Here is a 1,965-nt window from a genome sequence, read left to right on the forward strand (position 1 = left end):
GAGGCCATGGTGTGGCCCGGCGTGAACATGACCTCGACGTCGAGGTCGCCGACCCGGAAGCGCTCGCCGTCGGCGAAGAGCCGGGACCACTGCGAACCGTCCGTGCGGAACGTCTCCGGCAGGTTGTACAGCCCCTTCCAAAGCCGCTGCACGTCGACGACCTTCTCGCCGATGGCGGTCGGGACGCCGGTCTTGTCGTGCAGGTAGCCGGCCGCCGAGAAGTGGTCGGCGTGCGGATGCGTGTCGAGGATCCACTCCAGGACGTAGCCCTCCCGCTCGATATGGGCGAGCAGGGCGTCGGCGGACCGGGTCGCGGTCGCGCCGGACTTCGGGTCGAAGTCGAGGACCGGGTCGATGATCGCGCAGCGCTGCGTCTCGGGGTCCGCGACGACGTACTGGATGCTGCCGGTCGGCTCGTCGTGGAAGCCGGTCACGATGGGATGCCCGCGCAGGGCTCCGACGGTCTGGTTCGACATGGATCTCCTCCTGTCCGGGATCAGGCGTTCAGGCCGAGGAGCGGCAGGGCCCCGCGGGCGACGACGTACAGGCCGACCAGGATGACGAGGCCGGCGAAGGTGACGGTCAGGGCGCGCTTGCGCCCGGCGAGGCGCTAGCCGAGCCTCGATCCGACGAAGCCCCCGAGCACGCCGCCCAAGATGAACAGGGCGGCCAGCGGCCAGTCGATCAGGCCGGAGGCGGCGTAGCTCGCCGCGGTCGCCGCCCCGAAGGCGCTGACCGCGACAAGGGAGGTGCCGATCGCCATGGGCAGCGGCATCGACGTCGCCAGCATCAGGCCCGGCACGATCAGGAATCCCCCGCCGATGCCGAAGAAGCCTGAGAACAGGCCGACCGCGAGGCCGATGCCGAGGAGCCACGGCAGGAGCACCGGGGCGCTGGCCTTGGTCAGGCGCACGTCCGGGTCGCCTTCGCCGCGCCGCTTGCGCAGCATCAGGCCGCCGACCACGAGCATGGCGACCCCGAACAGGGCGAGCAGGCTCTTTCCGTCGACTGCCTTGGCGGCCGCCGAGCCGACGAGCGCGCCGAGGATTCCGGCGAGCGAGAACGCCGCCGCACAGCGCCACTTCACGGTCCCGGCCCGCCATTGCGGGACGAGATTGCCCGCCGCGCTGACCGAGACCGCCAGGGCGCTGGTCCCGATGGCCACGTGGGGCGAGGAGACGCCGACCACGTATGTCAGGAGCGGGACCGCGAGGATCGAGCCGCCCCCGCCGACGAGGCCGAGGATCACGCCCACGACCCCGCCCGAGCCGGCAGCGAGGCCGGATGTGAGGGGACCGGGCATCATGCGTCGGCTCCCGGTACGGCCGTCGGCTTCAAGCGCGCCGCCGGCACCAGGCGGAACAGCAGCATGCCGGCGACCATCGCCGCCACGAAGGTCGCGGCCTCGGCCGGGGCCACCGTCAGGATGGTGAGGGCTGGACCGGGGCAAAGGCCGGCCAGCCCCCAGCCGAGGCCGAAGATCGCGGCTCCGGCGATCAGACGCGCGTCGAGCTCGCGACGGGCCGGGACATCGAGCTTTGGCGCGAGCACCGGCCGGCCGCGCCGCCTCGCCCAGCGGTAGCCGGCGGCCGAGACCGCGACGGCGCCCGCCATGACGAGGGCGAGGCTGGGGTCCCAGCGCCCGGTAACGTCGAGGAAGGCGAGGACCTTGGCCGGGTTGGCCATGCCCGAGACGAGGAGGCCGAGGCCGAACAGGAGGCCGACGGCGAAGGCGGAAGCGGTTTTGGCCATGGCTCAGGCTCCGACGAGATGGCGCATGACGAGGACGGTCAGGACGGCGATGGCCATGAAGGTGCCGGTCGCGGCTAGCGAGCGGGGCGAGCCGCGGCCGATGCCGCAGACGCCGTGGCCGCTGGTGCAGCCGGCGCCGAGGCGCGCCCCGAACCCGACCAGCAGACCCGCGAGGACCAGGATCGGGAACGACGCCCCGACCGTCACCGGCGG

Annotated in this window: 3 protein-coding genes and 1 pseudogene; all 4 read right to left on the minus strand. The window is 72.8% G+C overall.

Features of this window, described 5'->3' with window-relative positions; genetic code table 11:
* Positions 1-476: MBL fold metallo-hydrolase (locus J4O73_RS24130; RefSeq protein WP_426221554.1), on the minus strand; the 476-nt coding region annotated here is incomplete at its 3' end.
* A gap of 20 nt (positions 477-496) precedes the next feature.
* Positions 497-1,306, minus strand: a pseudogene (locus J4O73_RS24135) (sulfite exporter TauE/SafE family protein).
* Positions 1,303-1,752 carry a DUF6691 family protein gene (locus tag J4O73_RS24140; protein WP_426221556.1) on the minus strand — a complete coding sequence of 150 codons (450 nt, stop codon included), beginning with the start codon at positions 1,750-1,752 and terminating at the stop codon, positions 1,303-1,305. The pseudogene J4O73_RS24135 and the gene J4O73_RS24140 overlap by 4 nt, the downstream one beginning before the upstream one ends.
* A 3-nt stretch (positions 1,753-1,755) precedes the next feature.
* A partial coding sequence (locus J4O73_RS24145) for a YeeE/YedE family protein (RefSeq protein ID WP_426221558.1) occupies positions 1,756-1,965 on the minus strand: 210 nt, incomplete at its 5' end.

It is taken from the genome of Methylobacterium sp. NFXW15, assembly GCF_049887755.1.
Classification (GTDB): Bacteria; Pseudomonadota; Alphaproteobacteria; order Rhizobiales; family Beijerinckiaceae; genus Methylobacterium.

Coding starts and splice junctions, on each gene's coding strand:
- J4O73_RS24140 (WP_426221556.1), bottom strand. CDS start 1,752: ATGGCCAAAACCGCTTCCGCCTTCGCCGTCGGCCTCCTGTTCGGCCTC.